Annotated in this window: 2 tRNA genes and 2 rRNA genes; all 4 read left to right on the forward strand. The window is 49.0% G+C overall.

Going from position 1 to position 720, the window contains the following annotated elements:
* A 16S ribosomal RNA gene (locus HCH49_RS22130) occupies positions 1-57 on the forward strand; the annotation flags it as partial.
* Positions 58-127: 70 nt separating this feature from the next.
* Positions 128-204: transfer RNA gene (locus tag HCH49_RS22135), tRNA-Ile, on the forward strand.
* Between the two features lie 42 nt (positions 205-246).
* Positions 247-322: transfer RNA gene (locus HCH49_RS22140), tRNA-Ala, on the forward strand.
* A 170-nt stretch (positions 323-492) separates the two neighbouring features.
* Positions 493-720 (forward strand): 23S ribosomal RNA (locus HCH49_RS22145); the annotation flags it as partial.

Below are 720 nucleotides of genomic sequence, written 5' to 3' on the forward strand. Positions count from 1 at the left end.
GGGGTGAAGTCGTAACAAGGTAACCGTAGGGGAACCTGCGGTTGGATCACCTCCTTACCTTAAAGAACCTGCCTTTGCAGTGCTCACACAGATTGTCTGATGAAAAACAGCAGTAAAAAATCTCTGCAGGCTTGTAGCTCAGGTGGTTAGAGCGCACCCCTGATAAGGGTGAGGTCGGTGGTTCAAGTCCACTCAGGCCTACCAAACTCCTTTTAAAGGATGAGCGGTACAGAGATTGCAAACGATGGGGCTATAGCTCAGCTGGGAGAGCGCCTGCTTTGCACGCAGGAGGTCTGCGGTTCGATCCCGCATAGCTCCACCATCTTTTACTGCGAACACAAGAAAACTTCAGAGTGAACCTGAAAAGGTGCACTGCGAAGTTTTGCTCTTTAAAAATCTGGATCAAGCTGAAAATTGAAACGACACACATGTTATGTGTGTTCGAGTCTCTCAAATTTTCGCAATCAGAAGTGAAACATCTTCGGGTTGTGAGGTTAAGCGACTAAGCGTACACGGTGGATGCCCTGGCAGTCAGAGGCGATGAAGGACGTGCTAATCTGCGAAAAGCGCCGGCGAGGTGATATGAACCTTTGACCCGGCGATGTCCGAATGGGGAAACCCAGTGCAATTCGTTGCACTATCGTTAACTGAATACATAGGTTAACGAGGCGAACCGGGGGAACTGAAACATCTAAGTACCCCGAGGAAAAGAAATCAACC

Origin of the sequence: Enterobacter sp. Y17, from assembly GCF_019730495.1 — a bacterium.
GTDB classification, from domain to species: domain Bacteria; phylum Pseudomonadota; class Gammaproteobacteria; order Enterobacterales; family Enterobacteriaceae; genus Enterobacter; species Enterobacter asburiae_B.